17 protein-coding genes and 1 tRNA gene are annotated in these 20,850 nt (G+C 31.2%); 11 read left to right on the top strand and 7 right to left on the bottom strand.

What is annotated here, in order from left to right:
- Nucleotides 1-15: 15 nt before the first annotated feature.
- A complete protein-coding gene (locus GSY47_RS18735) occupies nucleotides 16-2,139 on the bottom strand; it encodes a Tex family protein (RefSeq protein ID WP_179001003.1) in 2,124 nt (707 codons plus the stop codon).
- Nucleotides 2,140-2,254: 115 nt separating this feature from the next.
- On the opposite strand from GSY47_RS18735, the gene GSY47_RS18730 reads away from it, so the two are divergent.
- Entirely contained in the window at nucleotides 2,255-2,524 is a 270-nt protein-coding gene (locus GSY47_RS18730) for a DUF1294 domain-containing protein (RefSeq protein WP_179001005.1), read from the top strand.
- A 145-nt stretch (nucleotides 2,525-2,669) separates the two neighbouring features.
- Here GSY47_RS18730 and rpiB read toward each other — a convergent pair whose 3' ends face one another.
- Nucleotides 2,670-3,101, bottom strand: coding sequence for a ribose 5-phosphate isomerase B (gene rpiB, locus GSY47_RS18725; RefSeq protein WP_091490132.1), 432 nt, complete (start codon nucleotides 3,099-3,101; stop codon nucleotides 2,670-2,672).
- A gap of 804 nt (nucleotides 3,102-3,905) precedes the next feature.
- The gene (locus tag GSY47_RS18720; protein WP_179001007.1) at nucleotides 3,906-4,139 is read right to left on the bottom strand and encodes a putative signal transducing protein; all 234 of its coding nucleotides are present in this window, start codon (nucleotides 4,137-4,139) and stop codon (nucleotides 3,906-3,908) included.
- A 110-nt stretch (nucleotides 4,140-4,249) separates the two neighbouring features.
- Between GSY47_RS18720 and rnr the strand changes: the two genes are divergently transcribed.
- From rnr to GSY47_RS18705, 3 genes are read left to right on the top strand one after another with little or no spacing between them, the layout of a single operon-like run.
- Nucleotides 4,250-6,430, top strand: a complete 2,181-nt coding sequence (gene rnr, locus GSY47_RS18715) for a ribonuclease R (protein WP_179001009.1) — start codon at nucleotides 4,250-4,252, stop codon at nucleotides 6,428-6,430.
- A gap of 24 nt (nucleotides 6,431-6,454) precedes the next feature.
- Nucleotides 6,455-7,123 carry a head GIN domain-containing protein gene (locus tag GSY47_RS18710; RefSeq protein ID WP_179001011.1) on the top strand — a complete coding sequence of 223 codons (669 nt, stop codon included), beginning with the start codon at nucleotides 6,455-6,457 and terminating at the stop codon, nucleotides 7,121-7,123.
- Nucleotides 7,124-7,137: 14 nt separating this feature from the next.
- Nucleotides 7,138-7,815, top strand: coding sequence for a LysE family translocator (locus GSY47_RS18705; RefSeq protein WP_179001013.1), 678 nt, complete (start codon nucleotides 7,138-7,140; stop codon nucleotides 7,813-7,815).
- A 531-nt stretch (nucleotides 7,816-8,346) separates the two neighbouring features.
- Here GSY47_RS18705 and GSY47_RS18700 read toward each other — a convergent pair.
- Both GSY47_RS18700 and folB read right to left on the bottom strand, forming a co-directional pair.
- Nucleotides 8,347-8,417 (bottom strand) — tRNA-Cys (locus GSY47_RS18700).
- Nucleotides 8,418-8,511: 94 nt separating this feature from the next.
- Entirely contained in the window at nucleotides 8,512-8,871 is a 360-nt protein-coding gene (gene folB / locus GSY47_RS18695; RefSeq protein ID WP_057115457.1) for a dihydroneopterin aldolase, read from the bottom strand.
- 118 nt (nucleotides 8,872-8,989) lie between these two features.
- Between folB and GSY47_RS18690 the strand changes: the two genes are divergently transcribed.
- The 5 genes from GSY47_RS18690 to GSY47_RS18670 all read left to right on the top strand — a co-directional run bounded on the left by GSY47_RS18690 (nucleotide 8,990) and on the right by GSY47_RS18670 (nucleotide 13,908).
- Nucleotides 8,990-11,107, top strand: coding sequence for a glutamine--tRNA ligase/YqeY domain fusion protein (locus GSY47_RS18690; protein WP_219071505.1), 2,118 nt, complete (start codon nucleotides 8,990-8,992; stop codon nucleotides 11,105-11,107).
- A gap of 1,213 nt (nucleotides 11,108-12,320) precedes the next feature.
- The gene (locus GSY47_RS18685) at nucleotides 12,321-12,800 is read left to right on the top strand and encodes a hypothetical protein (RefSeq protein ID WP_179003060.1); all 480 of its coding nucleotides are present in this window, start codon (nucleotides 12,321-12,323) and stop codon (nucleotides 12,798-12,800) included.
- 93 nt (nucleotides 12,801-12,893) lie between these two features.
- Nucleotides 12,894-13,220 (top strand): YtxH domain-containing protein, encoded by a 327-nt coding sequence (locus GSY47_RS18680; RefSeq protein WP_179003061.1) that lies wholly within the window; start codon nucleotides 12,894-12,896, stop codon nucleotides 13,218-13,220.
- Nucleotides 13,221-13,297: 77 nt separating this feature from the next.
- Nucleotides 13,298-13,648, top strand: a complete 351-nt coding sequence (locus GSY47_RS18675) for a competence protein (RefSeq protein ID WP_179003062.1) — start codon at nucleotides 13,298-13,300, stop codon at nucleotides 13,646-13,648.
- A 5-nt stretch (nucleotides 13,649-13,653) separates the two neighbouring features.
- Nucleotides 13,654-13,908 carry a DUF6327 family protein gene (locus tag GSY47_RS18670; protein WP_179003063.1) on the top strand — a complete coding sequence of 85 codons (255 nt, stop codon included), beginning with the start codon at nucleotides 13,654-13,656 and terminating at the stop codon, nucleotides 13,906-13,908.
- 22 nt (nucleotides 13,909-13,930) lie between these two features.
- On the opposite strand, the gene GSY47_RS18665 is transcribed toward GSY47_RS18670, so the two are convergent.
- Complete coding sequence (locus GSY47_RS18665) at nucleotides 13,931-14,911, bottom strand: SPFH domain-containing protein (RefSeq protein WP_179003064.1); 981 nt, start codon at nucleotides 14,909-14,911, stop codon at nucleotides 13,931-13,933.
- Nucleotides 14,912-15,046: 135 nt separating this feature from the next.
- The gene (gltX, locus tag GSY47_RS18660) at nucleotides 15,047-16,552 is read right to left on the bottom strand and encodes a glutamate--tRNA ligase (protein WP_219071504.1); all 1,506 of its coding nucleotides are present in this window, start codon (nucleotides 16,550-16,552) and stop codon (nucleotides 15,047-15,049) included.
- 162 nt (nucleotides 16,553-16,714) lie between these two features.
- Between gltX and GSY47_RS18655 the strand changes: the two genes are divergently transcribed.
- A complete protein-coding gene (locus GSY47_RS18655; RefSeq protein WP_219071503.1) occupies nucleotides 16,715-20,116 on the top strand; it encodes a collagen-like domain-containing protein in 3,402 nt (1,133 codons plus the stop codon).
- Nucleotides 20,113-20,532, top strand: coding sequence for an rRNA maturation RNase YbeY (ybeY, locus tag GSY47_RS18650; protein ID WP_179003067.1), 420 nt, complete (start codon nucleotides 20,113-20,115; stop codon nucleotides 20,530-20,532). The genes GSY47_RS18655 and ybeY overlap by 4 nt, the downstream gene beginning before the upstream one ends.
- Nucleotides 20,533-20,850 lie beyond the last annotated feature (318 nt).

Here is a 20,850-nt window from a genome sequence, read left to right as displayed (position 1 = left end):
AGTATTGGAATTTTATTAAAGTATCATCGTCAACTGTATTCTCTTTCTATCCTCATCAACTTCAGTAACTTTCACATCAACATGCTGATGCAATTTTACCACCTCATTTACATCGCTTACAAACCCAGCTTTTAACTGCGAAATATGAACCAAACCGCTTTCTTTGATTCCAATGTCAACAAAGCAGCCGAAGTTGGTGATGTTATTCACAATTCCTGGTAATATCATTCCCGTTTTCAAATCTTTGATTGATTTTACATTCGCATCAAATTCAAAAACCTTAGCCGACTTTCTTGGGTCTAACCCAGGCTTTTCAAGCTCTTTTATGATATCTTTCAGCGTCAATAATCCAATTTCAGGTGTTACATACTTTTCGGGCTTAATAAGCGCTGTTTTTTCTTTGTTTGCAATTAATTCATTTAAAGAAATATTCAAATCTTTCGCCATCTTTTCCACAACTGGATAAGCTTCTGGATGCACGGCCGAATTATCCAGCGGATTCTTAGCATTAGTAATTCTAATAAATGCTGCGCCCTGCTGATACGCTTTGTCTCCTAAACGAGGCACTTTTTTCAACTGTTTTCTGTCTTCAAAAGGGCCGTTTTCAGAACGATATTGTACAATGTTTTCTGCTAGCTTCTCTCCTATTCCACTCACATAACTCAGCAAATGTTTACTTGCAGTGTTGATATTGATTCCAACCGAGTTTACACAACGAATTACGGTGCTGTCCAATTCTTCTTTAAGTTTCGTTTGGTCAACATCATGTTGGTACTGTCCTACTCCAATCGCTTTTGGGTCAATTTTTACCAATTCGGCCAAAGGATCTGAAAGTCGTCGCCCAATAGAAACTGAACCACGAACCGTTACATCGTAATTTGGAAATTCTTCTCTTGCAATTTTTGAAGCTGAATAAACTGAAGCTCCTGCTTCAGAAACTACAAAAACTTGAATTGGTTTATCGAAAGCGATTTTTTTGATGAAAAATTCTGTTTCACGAGAAGCTGTTCCGTTTCCAATAGAAATGGCATCGATTTGATACGCATTTACCATCGAACGGATTTTCTTGATCGCCATTGATTCCTCATTTTGAGGCGCGTGCGGATAAATAGTTTCGTTGTATAATAAATCGCCTTTTTCGTCCAGACAAACTACTTTACAACCGCTTCTAAATCCTGGATCAATTGCTAAAATTCGTTTTTCTCCCAATGGCGGAGCCAATAACAACTGTCCTAAATTGTTAGCAAAAACCTGAATGGAATTAGCATCTGCTTTTGCTTTTGCTTCTTGTAAAGTCTCGTTTCCAATTGCCGGATTCAACAAACGTTTATAACTATCTTCAATTGCTAATTGCAAATGAGCTGTCGTATTGTTTTGTTTTTTTATGATAATTTCGTCAATAACATCGTAGGCATCATCAATATCAACATCAATTTTCATTTTGATAAATCCTTCATTTTCTGCGCGAAGCATTGCCAATAAACGGTGTGCTGGCGCTTTTGTCAAAGGCTCTTCCCAATCAAAATACTGATTGAATTTCTGTGCTCCTTCTTCTTCCGCTTTCTTTTTAACCACTTTTGTAGTAATGGTCGCTTTTCGCTGATATAATCTACGAAGCTGTTTACGAACATAGATGTTTTCGTTAATCCATTCTGCCACAATATCTCTTGCACCTTGAATTGCGGCTTCTTCGTTAATAACATTTTCATTAATGTACTGCGTCGAAATAAAATCGATATCAGCATCACTTTCAGATATAATCAATTTTGCTAATGGTTCTAAACCAAATTCGCGCGCCACATCTGCCTTTGTTTTTTTCTTCTTTTTATATGGAAGATAGAAATCTTCAATCTCTTGCAAATCAAAGCTGTCCTCTATTTTTTTCTTCAAATCTGGTGTAAGTGCTTTTTGTTCTTCAATAGATTTTAAAACGGCTTCTTTACGCTTTATAAGTGTATCGTAATCTTTTTGAAGTTTTGCAATCTGCTCAATTACAGTTTCATCAAGATTTCCCGTTGCATCTTTTCGGTAACGTGAAATAAACGGAATTGTACAATCTTCTTCTAATAATTTTACTGTATTTTGAATACTTACAGCAGGTGCCTGAACAGATTTGGCAATGAATTGAATATTAGTCATACATTTAATGAAATAAATTCTTAATTTTAAAATGATATACTTTACTTGTTAAAAACCAAAGTACATAGATCAATAATTTTGCTAAAATAATATCTTTGTTTTTAATTTCCAGCCCATGAAAGTTTTATTACTCTATTTTTTATTTGTAAATAGCCTAACATTTCTCCTTACGGGTTATGATAAATTTCAAGCTAGGAGACACAACCAAAGAATACCAGAAAGCGTATTATTCATTCTCGCTTTCATTGGTGGTTCAATTGGTTTATTAGTGGGTATGTTTTTCTTCAGACATAAAATAAGTAAAACTACATTTATTATGAAATTCTTATATATTATTATAGTACAAACAGTGGTGATTTATTTGAAATTAACTCATAATATATAGATATTAACAATGTTAATAAGTAGAGTTTTATTATATTAATTCATTAATATTCAAATACTTAAAATAAAAAACCGGATGAATTTAAAAATCCGCCCGGTGTGTTTATCTCTTATTGGTGCGAAGCACCCGATTTTTTTGGCATTTATTACGAACAAGCAATCTTATTCACTCTATTTTGATGTCTTCCGCCTTCAAAAGCAGTTTCTAAGAAGGTTTCAACAATTTCAACTGCCTGATGAATAGAAGTAAAGCGCGCCGGAATACTCACAATATTAGCATCGTTGTGTAAACGCGTTAAATAAGCTATTTCTTTAGTCCAGCATAAGCCAGCTCTCACTTTCGGGTGTTTATTAACAGTCATTGCAATTCCATTACCGCTTCCGCAGATTACGATACCAAAATCAGCTTTTCCTTCAGATACATCATTGGCAACCGGATGTCCAAAATCAGGATAATCTACAGAAGCATCTGTATCTGTACCGTAATTCGTTACTTCATAACCTTTTGCTTCAAGCATAGCAACAATTGCTTTTTTATATTCTGGACCTGCGTGGTCGTTTCCTATCGAAATTTTCATTTTTCTATACTATTAAGTTGTGTTATGCAAATTTACTCAATTAATAAATGGTCGCCACGAATTACACTAATTTTCACAAATTTTTTTCTTTTTCAATACTATATAAACATTCCAATATAAATTCATGTACATTAGCATAATCCGAGGTAAAAATCTTTATTTTACAACTATCTTACTATCAAAACCTTATCAGTTATTAACAATTTTAATAACTCGATAAGTATCTCATAATCAATAAATAATAAACATATTTTTTGTTAAAATTTTGAGGTGTTGATAGCAGTTTGTAATTGCTTGATATTCAATTAACTTTAAGTTAACAGAAAATGTTAATAAGTTCGAAAAGAAAATTAGAACTTTTTTTTGGTTGTGTCAAAAAAAACCTTAATCCAAAACCGGAATTAAATATGCAAGAAAAGTTTCGGGAATTTTTGGAAAAGTTATCAATATCAAAAATACCATTTTCAACAACTATCAACATGTTAACTTATCTACAAAATCTATTCACTTTTGGTTGTCAACCGTTGTTAATTAAAATACAAAAAGTCTTATAAATAAGCAATTTAACTAAAAATAACTATGTTGATAACTCAGAATAAATAAGTAAAACGAGATTTCAATGACTTCAGAAAAAAATTTATTCGACATATTAACAAGCTATAATAACAACCAAATTTTTTTAAATTTTTAAAAATCTTTTTTGTTGTATTTAATATATGTTGAAAACTAAAAAAGTTGAAATTGAAAAAATTCTTTTTGAGTTTGAATTTTATTCTGATTTGAATTTGTTTTTCAAGTTTTGTTTCAGACGATTTTAAGTGGATTGTTGAGATTGTCCAGAATTTCTTGAACTTGCTCGAAATCGTTTGGATGAACTTTAAGTCTGATGCCTCCAAGAGCTGCCGAGTACATGGGAGCAACTGAAAGGGTCATTTCGTTTTCAAAAAAATAGGGTATTTCTTCTTGCTCTAGTAAGTGTTTGAGAACCACTGTTTCGTGCTGATAATTGAATACGGCGATCGTCTTAAAGCTTTCCATACGAGGTGTTTTTGTAAATGTACGAAAAGTTATATTTTTAATAATTCTATTTGTTAAAAAGTATTATCTGATTTCTTATTTGTAATTTTAAACCTTATAAGAAAAGATATATGAGTAAGAAAATTAGAAAGCCGATAAAAAAAGAGAAAGATTTCTCTGGGAAGATCCTTAAGATTTTATCGCAAAATGCCAATAAGCCATTTAATTACAAACAGATAGGAGCAAAGTTAGAACTTGACGATACAAAAAGCAGAAACCAGATTATAAAAGACTTAAAGATACTGGCTGCTCAAAAGAAAATTGTAGAAACAGAACCTGGAAAATATTTAGTTAAAGCAGTTAGTCAGGATTATTACGAAGGAACAATAGATATGACGAGCAGAAAAACGGCATATTTTATTTGCGACGAATTTGAAGAAGATGTTTTTATTCCGACTAATAATTTAAATCGTGCTTTAGACAAAGACAAAGTAAAGGTTTATGTTTATAACAGAAGAAAAGGAAAAAGACCTGAAGGAGAAGTAATTGAAGTCCTTGAAAGAGATAAAACAGAGTTTGTAGGTGTAATTGATATGCAGCCCAACTTTGCTTTTGTTTCTACTGCAAATCCTAAAATGTATACCGATATTTTTATTCCAAAAGATAAATTGGGAGAAGCAGAAAACGGTGATGTTGTTTTGGTTAAGATTGAAGATTGGCCAAAAAGAGCCGACAGTCCTTTTGGATCTGTGATTCGTGTACTAGGGAAACCTGGTGAACACAATACTGAAATTCATGCTATTTTGGCTGAATATGGTCTGCCTTCAGAGTTTCCAGTAGAAGTAGAGGTATTTGCACAAAAGCTGGATACTTCGATTCAGGAATCTGAGATTGCAAAACGTCGTGATATGCGCGATACGCTGACTTTTACGATCGATCCAAAAGATGCAAAAGATTTTGATGATGCGTTGTCTTTCAAAAAATTAGAAAATGGAAATTATGAGATTGGTGTTCATATTGCCGATGTTTCGTATTATCTTGAAGAAGGAACAATCCTGGATGATGAAGCGTATCAAAGAGCAACTTCGGTTTATTTGGTGGATAGAGTAGTGCCAATGCTTCCTGAAGTACTGTCTAATTTTGCATGTTCACTTCGTCCAAATGAAGAGAAATATACTTTCTCTGCAGTATTTGAAGTTTCGCCAACAGCTCAGGTTATTAACCAATGGTTTGGAAGAACAGTAATTTATTCCGATCAGCGTTTTGCTTATGAAGAAGCGCAATATATCATTGAAACAAAAGATAATACCATTCCAGTTGATGTTTCTATTACTGGAGAATCGTATGTGGTTTCAGATGAAATTACCGAAGCGACTTTAAAACTAGATGAATTAGCGAAGATTTTAAGAAAGAAAAGAATGCAGCAAGGTGCTATTTCTTTTGATAAAGTAGAAGTAAAATTCAATTTGGATGCAGAAGGGGAACCAGAAGGAGTGTATTTTAAAATATCAAAAGATGCCAATCATTTGATTGAAGAATTTATGCTTTTGGCTAACAGAAAAGTGGCGGAATACATTGGAAAACAAAAGAAAACCTTTGTGTATCGTATTCACGACGAACCAAATGAAGATAAATTAATTGCAATGCAGACTGTAATTGCTAAATTTGGTTATAAAATTGATTTCCGTAACAAAGGCGATATTTCTAAGTCTTTAAATGCATTGATGGAAGAAGTAAACGGTAAAAAAGAGCAAAACTTAATTGATACTCTTGCAATTAGAAGTATGAGTAAAGCCAAATATTCAACAGATAATATTGGTCATTATGGTTTAGCTTTTGATTATTACAGCCATTTTACATCGCCAATTCGTCGTTATCCAGACGTTATGGTACACCGTTTGTTACAATTTTATTTAGACGGAGGAGCTTCTGTAGACGAAGAAACTTATGAAACCAAATGTCTTCATTGTTCTAACATGGAAAGTTTAGCAACTAATGCTGAACGTGATAGTATCAAATACATGCAGGTTAAATACATGCAGGATCATCAAGACGAAGAATTCCTTGGTGTTATTTCTGGTGTTACCGAATGGGGAATTTATGTTGAAATCGTTTCTAATAAATGCGAAGGAATGGTAAGAATCAGAGAAATAAAAGATGATTATTATACTTTCGACGAAAAACAATATGCTTTGGTTGGAGCTACTTCAAACAGCATTTTACAATTAGGAGACGAAATTTATGTTAAAGTAAAAAATGCAGATTTGGTTAAAAAACAACTGGATTTTCATTTTTTGCGACGAGCAGAATAAAGTATTAATTAAAAAAATAAAAGTATGAAAAAGCTAATAATTGGAGCAGCAATTTTATTTGTACAAATGTCTTTTGGTCAGGTTACCAAAGAATTAGGTGATTTTGATACCGTAAAAGTTTATGATAAATTAACTGTAAAATTAGTTCAGTCTTCGGAGAATAAGGTTGTCGTAAAAGGAACAAGAGAAGCAGAATTAGAAGCTGTTAATAAGAACGGTATTTTAAAACTAAGAATGCCTTTTCCAAAATTGTTATCAGGAAATGATCTTGAAGTTACGTTGTATTATAAACATATTGAATTGATTGATGCCAATGAAGGTGCTGAAGTTATAAGTAAAGAAGCTATAAAAGCAACTTCATTTAAAGTAAGCGCACAGGAAGGAGCTAAAATTAATGTAGATTTGAATGTTGATAAGCTGAAAGTAAGTTCAGTTTCGGGTGGAGAAATTACTGCAACTGGTAAAGCAGATAACCTTGATGCGAGTTTAGGAGCAGGTGGTTATTTCCTTGGAAGTAAATTAGCCACTTCTCAGACGAAAGTAAGCGTTTCTGCGGGAGGAAAAGCAGATGTTAATGCTTCTACCCTTGTCGATGCAAAAGTAAGCGCAGGAGGCTCTATTTACATTTATGGAAAACCAAAGCAAATTAATCAGAAAACCGTTTTTGGAGGTAAAATCGAAGAAGTAAAATAACAAGTCGTATTTTGATGATAAATGATATTCTGGCTGGACTGCCATGGGGACTTTTTCTAAGCTTTATGGTAGGTCCGGTATTTTTTATACTATTAGAAACCAGTATTACTAAAGGATTCAGAGCAGCAATTGTTTTTGATTTTGGTGTAGTTTTAGGGGATATATTTTTTATAGCAATTGCTTATTTAGGAAGTTATAGATTGATTTCCAGTTTAAAAGACAAACCCGCACTTTTTATTTTTGGTGGCATTATAATGCTGGCTTATGGTATAATTTCTTTTGTAAAATTAAAAAAAGAAGAAAAAATAAATGATGAAGAAATCGACCGCGATATTATTAAAAGAAACTATGGAAGTTTATTTGTAAAAGGCTTTTTACTTAACGTTATTAACATTGGTGTTTTAGGTTTCTGGCTTGCAGTAATTATTTCTGTGGGACCAAAATTAGAAATGCAAAATTCCAGAATGTTTACTTTTTTTACGGCTGTAATCATAACTTATTTATTGGTTGACTGTCTTAAAATAGTATTAGCTAAACAGTTAAAATCTAAAATGACACCAACTAATATTCTAAAAATTAAAAAAGGAATTAGTATTGTTTTAATGGTTTTTGGAGTTGCGTTAATGGTTCAAGGATGGTTTCCAAAAGAAAAAGAAATGGTTAGAAACGCTTTCGAGAAAATTGAAAAGTAGTTGTTAATAACTCAAAAATATAAAATTAAACCTCTGAATTTCAGAGGTTTTTTTGTGTTTATAAAGTATTAATATAACTTAGAACTTTGTCAAAGTTATTTACACAAAGTTTGTCATTTCGACGAAGGAGAAATCTCCACTAGAAACTCGACAAAGATTGGCTATTTAGATTGTAGAGCTACTTGTGGAGATTTGCTTCGCCTGTTCGCTATCGCTCGAGTCTCCTTCGTCGAAATGACAAGATTGTGTGATTGTAACAAGTAAAACTGACAGGTTTATATTGAAGTTTAAATGATTGAATTTCAAAAATTAAACATAAAAAAAGCCAAATTACTTTGAAGGTTTTAAAGGCATCGTCAAGATTCGAACGTAAATGTTTATCTAATTTTTTCTAAAAATTAACCATAAAAAAACCTTCAAATTGCTTTGAAGGTTTTAGAGGCATCGTCCGGATTCGAACGTAAATCTTTATCTAATTTTTTCTAAAAATTAACCATAAAAAAAACCTTCAAATTGCTTTGAAGGTTTTAGAGGCATCGTCCGGATTCGAACCGGAGTAGGAGCTTTTGCAGAGCCCAGCCTAGCCGCTCGGCCACGACGCCATTACTTGAACGGTTGGCAAAAGTAACTAAAATCTTTAAATTTCAAAAGTTTCGAATGAACTATTTTAAAATTTTAGGAATTTAATTTTAAAGATTACTTCCTAATTTCCGTCATTTTTATAGTAACTGACTCAACATCACCACCAATAGGAGGATTTATTTTAGAAACCCAAACTGTTGTTTTTTCTACCGTTTCTATCTCTGCCAGCACTCGAATATTGATTCTTTTAGCCACATGTTCCAATAAATGCGAACGAATTGCCATTTCTTCCGTGACAATTTTGTTCAAATGTACGTAGTCAACAGTGTCTAAAAGATGATCTGTTTCTGCTGATTTCTGTAAATTGGTTTTAATTTTTAGATCTACTGTATAATCAGATCCAATTTTTCCTTCTTCAATTAAACATCCGTGGTAAGAAAAAGTACGGATATTTTTAAGTTTAATGACTCCCATTTCTAAATTTAGTTTCAGGTTTTAAGTTTCAAGTTTAGAGTAAGTTTCCAAAGAAAACCTTAAACCATAAACTATAAACTATAAACTTTTTTATCTTTGCTAAAATTACTATAAAATAATGGCATCAGAAGAGAAATCACTCAATTTTATTGAACAAATCATAGAGGAAGACGTAAAATCAGGTCTTTCAAATACTAAACTTCGCTTTCGTTTTCCACCAGAACCTAATGGTTATTTACACATTGGACACGCGAGTTCTATTGCGTTAAATTTTGGTTTAGGAATTGATTATCAATCTCCTGTGAATTTACGTTTTGATGATACAAACCCTGAAAAAGAAGAACAGGAATTTGTGGATGCTATTAAAAAAGATGTGGAATGGCTAGGTTACACTTGGGCTGAAGAATGTTATGCATCGGATTATTTCCAGCAATTATATGATTGGGCGGTTTTATTAATTAAAAAAGATAAAGCGTATGTTGACAGTCAATCTTCTGAAGATATGGCGATACAAAAAGGAACTCCAACAACTCCAGGAACTGATAGTCCATACAGAAATCGTTCTGTTGAAGAAAACTTAGATTTATTCGAAAGAATGAAAAATGGTGAATTTGAGGCTGGTACACATATTCTTCGTGCAAAAATTGACATGAAATCAACAAACATGTTAATGCGTGATCCAATTATGTACAGAATCTTGCATAAAGAACATCATAGAACTGGGGATGCTTGGAAAATCTATCCAATGTACGATTGGGCTCACGGACAAAGTGATTATTTAGAACAGATTTCTCACTCATTTTGTACACTTGAATTTCTGCCACATCGTGAATTATACGATTGGTTTTTAGATCAAATTTTTGACGATAATAAACTCCGTCCAAAGCAAAGAGAATTTGCTAGACGTAATTTATCACATACTGTTGTTAGTAAAAGAAAATTACAGCAACTAGTTAAAGAAAAGCATGTTAATGGTTGGGATGATCCAAGAATGTCAACAATTTCTGGATTAAGAAGACGTGGTTATACTGCCGCATCTCTACGTAATTTTGCTAATACAATTGGTATTGCAAAACGTGATAACTTGATCAATGTTTCGGTTTTAGAATTCTGCATTCGCGAAGATTTGAACAAAATTGCACCTCGTGTAATGGCTGTTTTAGATCCGGTAAAATTGGTAATTACAAATTATCCAGAAGGAAAAGAAGAGTGGTTGGAAGCTGAAAATAATCAAGAAGATGAAAATGCAGGATTCAGAAAAGTGCCTTTTTCTCGTGAATTATACATTGAAAGAGAAGACTTTTTAGAAGAAGCTCCGGCTAAATTTTTTCGTTTGACTTTAGGAAAAGAAGTTCGTCTTAAAAATGCTTATATCATTAAAGGTGAATCTGTTATAAAAGATGAAAACGGAAATATTACAGAAATTCATGTAACGTATGATACCGATTCTTTAAGCGGAAGCGGAACAGAAGCAAGCCAAAGAAAAGTATCTGGAACCTTACATTGGGTTTCAATTCAACATGCATTAGAAGCTGAAGTTCGTTTGTACGATCGTTTGTTTACAGATGAAGCTCCGGACAGTTATAAAGACAAAAATTTCTTAGATTTTGTGAACCCAAATTCATTAGAAATTGTAACTGGATATGTTGAACCAAGTTTAGCTACAGCTCAAAATGAAGATAAATTTCAGTTTCAACGTTTAGGTTATTTTACTGTTGATAAAGACTCAACTCCTTCAAAATTAGTATTTAACAAAACTGTTGGACTAAAAGATGCCTGGGAAGAAAAGGGTAAAAAAGAAGAAAACAGTATCAATAATTCTTTGAAAGATATCAACAAATATTTCAAAGTTGAGACTAAACCAGAAAGAATTGCAATTGAAAGTGCAATAGGGGAGAACATCAAAAATATCTCTAGTTTTTCACTTTTACAGAATTCATTAAAGAAGAATATCAACAATAATAAGGCTTCATTGCTGTTTTCTCAGTTTATTTTGAAATATTCAAACTGGAAATCTACAGATTTTGAAGAAGAAGATATTAAGAAATTATATTCAATGTCTTTAAAAAGTGAATCGACTTATGTAAGATCAAAAGCACTTTTAAATTTAAGAGATATTGAAAGTGGAAGTTTCAAAAATCAATTTGATGATGAAATTTTAAAACTATACTCAAATCCTCCAAAAAATGCTTCTGAAAGAGAAATTGAAATTCTTTCTGAAATGGTGAAGAAGTAATATCAGATAAATTTATTAAAAGCGCTTTTATAAGCGCTTTTTTTTATTATATAGATTAACTATTATAAAAATAAATTTTATAATTTTTATAAACCAAAAGTGACTTTAATAAGTTTAATTTAATCGAAAATAAAATTTTATTGGATAAGGAATTCATTTTTTTAATTTAAATCTATTAGAAAGCTTTATTTTAATTTTTTATTTTTTTTTGGTTCAATTTTTGTTTTAAATCCTTAATAATAAATTTTACTTATTTAAAATATTTTATTTTTAAATTTTATATATTATTTATAAAATCTATTAAATTTAGTATTTTTATTTATTTTATAGATTAAAAGTGACTTCTATATTTTAATTTTAAAGACGAATAAAAAATAGTTGAATAGAAAAGACCTTTTTTTATTTTCATTCATTATAACTCTTTATTTTAATTTTTGGATTTTTTGCTTCCAGCTTTCTTCTAAAAAAAACTTAAATTAAGGTTTTTTCTTATTTTTTAATTTTTTGACTTCAATTTTTATAATTATAAGTTTTTGTTATTATTATAATTTAAAATTTAGTTTATAGCTATTATTTATAAAAATTACTACAAAAGTTAGATCTATAGTTTTTTATTATTTTTTAGGTCCTTGATTTTAATTTTATATATATAAATTATTATTATTAATTTTTTTAAATTTTAGTTTTTAATTATTATTAATAAAATTGATTAAAATATGTAATTTAATAGTTTTTATAAATTAATTTTAGCCTTCATAAATTGATTTTAAGGCATTTTTAAAAGTTGGTTGATAGATAATTCATTTTTTGAATAATTGTTTATTTAGAGTCTTTATTTAGCTTTTAGCTGTTATTTTAGTCAGTTTAACGGCTTGTTAACACACAATTGTTTATAAAGTTGCTATTTTTAACTCAATACCAGAAATCAGAGATGATTTTATAAAAAATTAAAATTTGCCGTGACGGAAACTAAACTGGATTTTACTGTTTTTAAAAACTCGTAATTTTTATAGCAGTAGATTTTCAAAATTGTTTTCCTGAAAAGACAATTTTATGTTCTCATTTTTATTGTGATGTAATTTTGATAATATTTCGCGTAAAAGGTATTTTTCAAATTGTATCATAATGTACAAAATTCCATAATATTGAATTTGTGTGAAGCTTTAGTTTTAAAATTTCAAATCTGATCATTTTTAATTTAAATCTAATAATCATGAAAATTTTATATTTTACGCTAGCGATGTTATTTGCAAATGTTGCAATTTCTCAAACACATCAAATTACAAAACACAATGGGGAACAACTTGATGTTAATTTCATAAAAAATGAAAATGGTTTAATTTACTATTCATTGAACGGAAGTTCTGAAGAAGTAAAAATTAGCAAACATGCTGTTTCATCTATTACGAACAAACAAACAAAAACAACTCAAAAAGTTTCTGATAAAATAGTAGTAGATTCAAAAGACGATTTCAAAATGGTAACTGTTTTACCTCAGGAAAAAACAATTGGACTGAAACAAGCAGCTAGTTTTACAGGAGTCTCGACAAGGACAAAAGGTGAACCGCCAATTGCAAATCAAAAACAGACTGCTATGAGAATCAAATCTAAATCGGCTTCAAACGGATATCCCTTCGTAAGCATTGTTGAAAAAGGAGATGGAAAGTACGAAGCTATAGCTTATGTGTATTAATTAGATTGTTAATTTTTAGTAAATAACAATTAATCAAAGTTTTATCATTTTAAAAATGAGTATCTTTAATAATAATTTAAAAATTGTGAAATCATGTCTAAGAACTTAAATACGGCAGCAGCAATTTTAGCGGCTGCAGCTGCGGGAGCAGCAATCGGAATTTTATTTGCTCCAGATAAAGGATCAAAAACGAGAGCAAAAATCAAAGAAGGTATTGACGATGCAAAGCATAATATCAAAGATTCTTTTGAGGCCAGCTCGGAAGTTCTTCGTGAAAAATTTACAAGTGCTACTCAAAACCTTGATGGAACTTTGAATGATTTACTTTCAAATGTCAGCCATAAAACAGAAGAAGTAATTACTTTTTTAGAAACTAAATTGGCTGAATTGAAAGCACAGAACGCGAAACTTCAGAAATAATAATTTTTTAAAAGCACATAACTTGCTTATTTTTATAGTAAAGTTTTGTGCTTTTTTTTATTTAAAAATTTATAATTATGGCTTTTGAAGAGTTAAAAGAAAACACTGAAAAAATTCAGGACCAAACTAGAGTGTATATTGAAAGTCATTTGGCTTACTATAAACTTTGGGGATTTAAAGTGGCAATGAAATCTACAACCTTGATTTTCAAATTCACTTTGATCTTGTTGTGTTTCACTATGGTTTTAATTTTCGGATCTTTTGCCGCAGCGTACGCTTTTGGATCTTTATTTGAAAGTAATGCTTTAGGATTTTTAACAGTAGGAGGAATTTACCTTTTATTTACTATTTTACTTTTCTTTATAAAAGACAAAATGGTGGAAGGGCCAATTTTAGAGAAATTCTCAGAAATATTTTTTAATGACTAAGACTTATGGAAAAGAAAAAATACTCTTCTTATGCTGAAATCGACAGAGATTTAGAAATCTTAAAATTAGAAAAAGAGATCAATTATCAGAAATTGGTTTTGAGTTTTCAGAGAACTAAAGAAAGCATTACACCGCAAAATATAGTAAACGGATTTGTTTCATCTTACACCGATTATGTAAAAAAATCATATCCACAAATTTTACAATCAATTATTCCATTTATAATCAATTGGTTTATGAATAAAAAAAGAGGCAGTTAAGCCTCTTTTTTATTTTTAATTATTATTGAACATCTGGTTGAATGTCATCTTCATAACCAGATTGTCTTGGTGCTTGTTTTGGTTTTTCCACTTTTTTATTGTTTTTCTTCATCATTTCTCCAACTTGATTTGAAGCTGAGAATGATGCCACCATATTGTTTAACATATCACTTCCGGCTTGTGGAGAATTTGGAAGAAGAATTAAGTTTGAGTTTGTATCAGATCCAATAGATTGTAAAGTATCATAATGCTGTGTTACTACAATTAAAGCAGAAGCTTCTTGAGAGTTGATTCCAACTTGGTTCAAAACTTCAACACTTTCAACCAAACCTCTTGCAATTTCACGACGTTGATCTGCAATACCTTGTCCTTGTAAACGTTTACTTTCAGCTTCGGCTTTTGCTTTTGCTACGATTCTAATTCTTGAACTTTCTGCTTCAAATTCGGCCGCTGTTTTTTCTCTATCTGCAGCGTTGATTCTGTTCATTGCATTTTTTACCTGAATGTCCGGATCAATATCAGTAACCAAAGTATTGATGATATCGTATCCGTAAGTTGACATTGCTTCGTTCAATTCACGTTTTACTGCAACCGCAATATCATCTTTTCTTTCAAAAACATCATCCAGTTTTAGTTTTGGAACTTCGGCACGAACTACATCAAAAACGTAAGAAGTGATTTGATCATGAGGATATTCTAGTTTATAAAATGCTTCGTATACTTTATCCTGAATTACTTTAAATTGAACAGAAACTTTCATTTTAATAAAAACGTTATCTCTGGTTTTGGTTTCGATGATAACATCTAGCTGCTGAATTTTAAGATTTACTCTTCCGGCCAATCTATCAACCATCGGAATTTTAAGTTGTAATCCTGAATTTCTCACACTCTGAAATTTTCCAAATCGTTCGATAATAACAGACGATTGCTGTTTTACAGTAAAGAAAGACGACATGAAAATAAAGAATGCCAATACTAAAAAGATAATTAATGCTGTGCTCATGGTTATATAATTTATATTTATGATTTCGGTAAATTACGAAAATTCTTCTAAATTAAAATTATTAGACATTAAAAAAACGCTAAGAACATTTGGTCGATGTTTCTTAGCGTTTCTATTTTTGAATGAAATTTTTAATTATAAAGTTTCAATTGCTTTCTGGATTCTAGAAATAGTTTCTTCTTTTCCAATGATTTCAACAATGTCAAATAGATGAGGACCTTTCAAAGCTCCAACTAAACTTAAACGAAAAGGTTGCATTACTTTACCCATTCCGATTTCGTTTTTAGTTAACCAATCTTTTACGATTGTTTCAATATTTGCAGAAGTAAAATCTTCGATATTTTCTAAAACAGAAATCAGTTCCTGCATTAAAGTTGGAGTTTCTTCTTTCCAATTTTTACTTGCTTTCTCATCATAAGATGTTGGCGCTTGGAAAAAGAAATCTGTCAGATCCCAAAATTCTGAAACGAAGTTTGCTCTTTCTTTAATCAAAGAAACAATTCTTGTTAGATCATATTTAGAAACATCAATGCCTTTTTCTTCTAAAATAGGAGAGAAGGTTTTTGCTAAATCTGCGTCATTTTGTTTTACTAAATATTGGTGGTTGAACCATTTGTTTTTTTCTGGATCAAATTTTGCTCCAGCTTTATGAACTCGGTTTAAGTCAAATGCCTCAGCTAATTCTTCTAAAGAAAATAGTTCTTTGTCAGTTCCATCGTTCCATCCTAACAAAGCAAGAAAGTTTACAACCGCTTCTGGGAAAAATCCTTTTTCTCTATAACCAGATGAAACACCTTCTTCAGTTTTCCATTCTAAAGGAAATACTGGGAATCCCATTTTGTCTCCATCTCTTTTTGATAGTTTTCCATTTCCAACTGGTTTTAAAATCAAAGGTAAGTGTGCAAATTCCGGAGCTTCCCAACCAAATGCTTTGTATAGTAAAACGTGAAGTGGCATAGAAGGCAACCATTCTTCTCCACGAATTACATGTGAAGTTTCCATTAAATGATCATCAACAATATTGGCTAAATGGTACGTTGGCATTCCGTCACTTTTGAATAAAACTTTATCATCCAAAAGATTAGTTTCAAACTTTACATCTCCACGAATGATGTCTTTCAAATGTAATGTTTCATCAACTGGAGTTTTAAAACGGATTACATAATGTTCTCCATTCGCAATTCTTTTAGCAACTTCATCAGCAGAAATTACCAATGATGTATCTAGTTTTTCACGATTGTGGTGATTGTAAATAAATGTTTTTCCTTCAGCTTCGTGTTGTTTTCTATGTGCATCCAAAGCTTCCGGAGTATCAAAAGCATAATATGCCCAACCAGAATTGATCAACTGATCTGCATATTGTTGGTATAAATCTTTACGTTCGCTTTGTCTGTACGGACCAAATTTTTCATTTTTTCCAACTGTTTCTTCAGGAGCAATTCCTAACCATTCAAGAGCTTCCATAATGTAAGCTTCTGCACCTGGAACAAAACGAGTCTGATCTGTATCTTCAATTCTTAGATAAAAAACACCGTTATGTTTCTTTGCAAATAAATAATTAAATAGGGCAGTACGAACTCCGCCAATATGTAACGGTCCAGTCGGACTTGGTGCAAAACGCACACGAACTTGCTTTGACATTTGTTTAAAATTTTGTTGCAAAGATACAACTTTAGATAAATCCCAATTTTTAAAATTCCAAATTCCAATGGTAGTGATTACTTGGAATTTGGAATTTAATTTTTTGGAATTTGAATCTTTATAATTACTACTTTTATAGGTTATAATTAAAACAGATTTATTTTGAAAACATCATCTGCAATATATCAAAAGTTAGAGGCTTTCATTAAGAAATATTATACCAACGAACTGATAAAAGGCATATTGCTTTTTACCGGTTTTGGTTTATTATATTTTCTATTTACGCTTTTTGTAGAGTACTTTCTTTGGTTAAAACCTTTAGGAAGAACTTTTCTGTTTTGGTTATTTGTTGGAGTTGAAGTTTTTCTTTTAGTCCGTTTAATTCTTTTTCCATTATTTAAGTTATTCAAACTTCAAAAGGGAATTGATTATACTCAGGCTTCAAAAATTATTGGAAGTCATTTCACAGAAGTAAGTGATAAGCTGACTAACTTTTTGCAATTATCATCTGAAAATAATGCTGAAAGTTCTGAACTAGTTTTAGCTTCAATCGAACAAAAAGCAAATTCTTTACAGCCAATTCCTTTTGGAAATGCCATAAATTTTAAAGCGAATAAAAAATATTTGCCATTAGCTGTAGTTCCAATTTTGCTTTTTGCAGTGTTTTATATTTCTGGAAATAGCAATATAATTTCGCAGAGTTTGAATAGAGTAGTGCATTTCAATGCTGCATTTTTGCCACCAGCTCCTTTCAAATTTGTGGTTTTGAATTCTAATTTACAAGCAGAACAAAACAAAGATTTTGTGATTAAAATGGAATCTGTTGGAAACGTTGTTCCTGAAAATGTGATGATTCATATTGGTGACGAAAGTTATTTTATGGAATCTCCACAATCTGGAAAGTTTGAATTTAAAATTGAAAAACCTTCTAGCGATATTCAATTTTCTTTTGAAGGTAATTCAGTTGTTTCAGAGGAATACGAATTGAAAGTTATAACAGTTCCGTCGATAGCAAACTTCAAAATGGTTTTAAATTTTCCTTCTTATCTAAAGAAAAAATCAGAGACAATTCAGGGAACAGGAAACGCAATTGTATCTGAAGGAACAACTGTAACTTGGATAATGAATACGAAATCTACCCAAGAAGTGGTATGGAAAAGAGATAATGAAGTATTTAAGTTCAATAAAGCAGAAAATGAGTTTAAATTAGCTAAAAATATAGGTCAAAATACAGAATATCAAATACTTACGTCTAATGATAAGGTTAAAAACTACGAAAAACTGGATTATCAGCTGTCTGTGATCAAAGATCAGTTTCCAACGATCAATGTTGGTCCTGCACCAGACAGTTTGAAGCTAGATAAGAACTATATATTAGGAAGATTGGGTGACGACTACGGACTTTCGAAGTTACAAATTGTATATTACGAACGTAACAAACCACAGTCTGCTAAACGTGGAAACATTCCGGTGAAGTCTGGAGTATTTGATCAGTTTGTTTTTAATTTCCCAAGTAACCTTCCGGTAGAAGAAGGAGTTTCATACGAATACTATTTTGAAGTTTTTGATAATGATGCTCCACACGGATTTAAGTCTACAAAGTCTTCTACATTTTCAGATCGTGTAGCAACCACAGATGAAATTCAAGATCAGGAATTGCAACAGCAAAATCAAAATATTAATAGTTTATCTAAATCTTTGAAGAACCAAACGAAGCAGATTTCAGAAATGGATAAGCTTCAGAATACAGGAAAAGAAAAAGATAATTTAGAGTTTAAAGACCAGCAGAAGATCAATGATTTTATCAAACGTCAGAAACAACAAGATGAAATGATGAAACAATTTTCTGAAAAAATGAATCAGAATCTAGACAAATTCAAAGATGATAAGAAGGATAAAACTGCTGATGATTTACAAAAGCGTTTAGATAATGCACAGAAAGATTTAGAAAAGAATCAGAAATTATTAGACGAATTAAAGAACTTAAATGATAAATTAAACAGTGAGGAACTGTTTGATAAGATGGAAAAGTTCAAACAAATTAGTAAAAACCAATCTCGTAATTTAGAACAATTGGTCGAGCTAACCAAACGTTTTTATGTTTCAAAGAAAGCAGAACAGGTTGCAGAGAAACTAAATAAACTGTCAGAACAACAGGAACAGTTAGCAAATAAAGAGAAAGAAAATACTAAAGAAAAGCAGGATGAAATCAATAAATCTTTTGATAAGATTCAAGAAGATTTAAAAGATTTAAAAGAGGAAAATAAGACTTTAAAGAAACCTTTGGATATTCCATCTGATGCTTCAAAAGAGAAAGATGTAGACAATGATTTGAATAAAGCTTCTGAAGAATTGAGTAAAAAGAATACTTCTGGAGCTAAACCAAAACAGAAAAGTGCTGCAAAGAAAATGAAGTCTATGGCTCAGGAAATGCAGAGTGAAATGGAAGGTGGAGAACAAGAACAATTGGAGGAAGATGTAGCAATGCTTCGTCAGATTCTAGATAATCTTTTAGCTTATTCTTTGTCGCAAGAAGATGTGATGAAACAGTTCAAAGCAATGAAATTGGGTTCTTCTACATTCACAAAAAACATTAAGATTCAGCAGAATTTGAAACAGCAGTTTAGACATGTAGATGATAGTTTGTTTGCACTTTCATTACGTAACCCAAAGGTAGCAGAAGACGTAACTAAAGAAATAGGAAATGTTCAATACAACATGGACAAGGCAATTGAAACTTTAACTGATGTACAGATTCCAAGAGGAGTTTCACACCAACAATATGCGGTTTCATCTGCCAATAAGTTAGCCGATTTCTTAAGTGATTTATTGAATAATATGCAGATGTCTATGTCTAAACCGGGAGCGGGGAAACCTAAACCAGGTGACGGACAAGGAATGCAATTGCCAGATATTATTCAGAAACAAAAAGGACTTGCTGATAAGATGAAAGAAGGTATGAAACCTGGACAGCAATCTGGTGATAAACCTGGAGAAGGTAAAGATGGAAAGCCTGGACAAGGACAAAATGGACAAGGAAAAGATGGTCAGGGTAAAGAAGGACAAGGTAACAAAAGTGGAAATAAAGGTTCTTCGGGTAAAGATGGAAAGAATGGAAAAGGAGAGAAGAACGATAATGAAGGAGAAGATGGAGAAGGAGATGCAGAAGCAATAATGGAAATTTACAAAGAGCAAGTTAAGCTTCGTGAAGCACTACAAAAAGAGTTAGCAAAGAAAGGTTTAGACTCTCAAGGGAAATCTGTTATTGACCAAATGAAACAATCTGAGAAGCAGATTTTGAATAAAGGTTTTAAGAATGAGAACCTGCAACGTATATTAAATATTCAGCAAGAATTATGGAAATTGAATAACGCAGTTCAGCAACAAGGTCAAGATACACAAAGACAATCTGAAACTAATAAGGCTGAATTTACTAATCGTTCCAATGCTTTGCCAAGTTCACTATTGGAATATTTAAACAGTGTAGAGATATTAAACAGACAATCACTACCTTTGCGCTCGAATTTTAATCAAAAAGTTCAAGAATACTTTAATACAAAATGATAAATTTTAATTACGAAACAGATTTTACTTTAGGAGACGAGCAGGCTTTTAGTGACTGGCTTAGTGCTGTAATTGTTTCTGAAAACAAGAATGAAGGTGAAATCAATTATATATTTTGTGATGATGAGTATCTTCATAAAATCAATGTAGAATATTTAGATCACGACACTTTAACTGATATAATTAGTTTTGATTATTCAGTTGGTAACGAGTTAAATGGAGATATTTTTGTTTCTGTAGAACGCGTTGCAGATAATGCAAAAGACTTCAATGTTTCATTTGCTGAAGAACTTAAAAGAGTGCTATCTCATGGTATACTACATTACTGTGGATACAAAGATAAGTCAGACGAAGAAGCTCAATTAATGAGACAGAAGGAAGAAGAGAAAATGAAGATGTTTCACGTGGAACAGTAATTAAACATCTTTTTAATATATATGTTCCACGTGAAACATATCTGAAGAAAATAAAAGAATTTTACAACGTTCCACGTGGAACGTTAATGTAAAGAATTTGAATAAAAGATTAAATCGTTCCACGTGGAACGATTTTTTAAATTTGAATTTAAAAGAAAAAGAATAGATGTTTCACGTGGAACATGATTTTAAAATGTTTTTTGAAAGTTTAGAATAGAAGTTTAGAATAGAAGTTTAGAATAGAAGTTTAGAATAGAAGTTTAGAATGGAAGTTTAGAATGGAAGTTTAGAATGGAAGTTTAGAATGGAAGTTTAGAA

It is taken from the genome of Flavobacterium quisquiliarum (genome assembly GCF_019308285.1).
In the GTDB taxonomy this organism is placed as follows: domain Bacteria; phylum Bacteroidota; class Bacteroidia; order Flavobacteriales; family Flavobacteriaceae; genus Flavobacterium; species Flavobacterium quisquiliarum.
This window is presented reverse-complemented; position numbering and strand designations above follow the sequence as displayed.

Bases quoted from the DNA above. Each gene is read 5' to 3' on its own strand.
- rnr (WP_179001009.1), top strand. From the start codon at position 4,250: ATGAGTAAGAAAATTAGAAAGCCGATAAAAAAAGAGAAAGATTTCTCT.
- GSY47_RS18685 (WP_179003060.1), top strand. From the start codon at position 12,321: ATGAAAATTTTATATTTTACGCTAGCGATGTTATTTGCAAATGTTGCA.
- GSY47_RS18735 (WP_179001003.1), bottom strand. From the start codon at position 2,139: ATGACTAATATTCAATTCATTGCCAAATCTGTTCAGGCACCTGCTGTA.
- ybeY (WP_179003067.1), top strand. From the start codon at position 20,113: ATGATAAATTTTAATTACGAAACAGATTTTACTTTAGGAGACGAGCAG.
- GSY47_RS18720 (WP_179001007.1), bottom strand. From the start codon at position 4,139: ATGGAAAGCTTTAAGACGATCGCCGTATTCAATTATCAGCACGAAACA.
- rpiB (WP_091490132.1), bottom strand. From the start codon at position 3,101: ATGAAAATTTCGATAGGAAACGACCACGCAGGTCCAGAATATAAAAAA.
- GSY47_RS18675 (WP_179003062.1), top strand. From the start codon at position 13,298: ATGGCTTTTGAAGAGTTAAAAGAAAACACTGAAAAAATTCAGGACCAA.
- GSY47_RS18710 (WP_179001011.1), top strand. From the start codon at position 6,455: ATGAAAAAGCTAATAATTGGAGCAGCAATTTTATTTGTACAAATGTCT.
- GSY47_RS18670 (WP_179003063.1), top strand. From the start codon at position 13,654: ATGGAAAAGAAAAAATACTCTTCTTATGCTGAAATCGACAGAGATTTA.
- GSY47_RS18705 (WP_179001013.1), top strand. From the start codon at position 7,138: ATGATAAATGATATTCTGGCTGGACTGCCATGGGGACTTTTTCTAAGC.
- GSY47_RS18665 (WP_179003064.1), bottom strand. From the start codon at position 14,911: ATGAGCACAGCATTAATTATCTTTTTAGTATTGGCATTCTTTATTTTC.
- GSY47_RS18680 (WP_179003061.1), top strand. From the start codon at position 12,894: ATGTCTAAGAACTTAAATACGGCAGCAGCAATTTTAGCGGCTGCAGCT.
- gltX (WP_219071504.1), bottom strand. From the start codon at position 16,552: ATGTCAAAGCAAGTTCGTGTGCGTTTTGCACCAAGTCCGACTGGACCG.
- folB (WP_057115457.1), bottom strand. From the start codon at position 8,871: ATGGGAGTCATTAAACTTAAAAATATCCGTACTTTTTCTTACCACGGA.
- GSY47_RS18690 (WP_219071505.1), top strand. From the start codon at position 8,990: ATGGCATCAGAAGAGAAATCACTCAATTTTATTGAACAAATCATAGAG.
- GSY47_RS18730 (WP_179001005.1), top strand. From the start codon at position 2,255: ATGAAAGTTTTATTACTCTATTTTTTATTTGTAAATAGCCTAACATTT.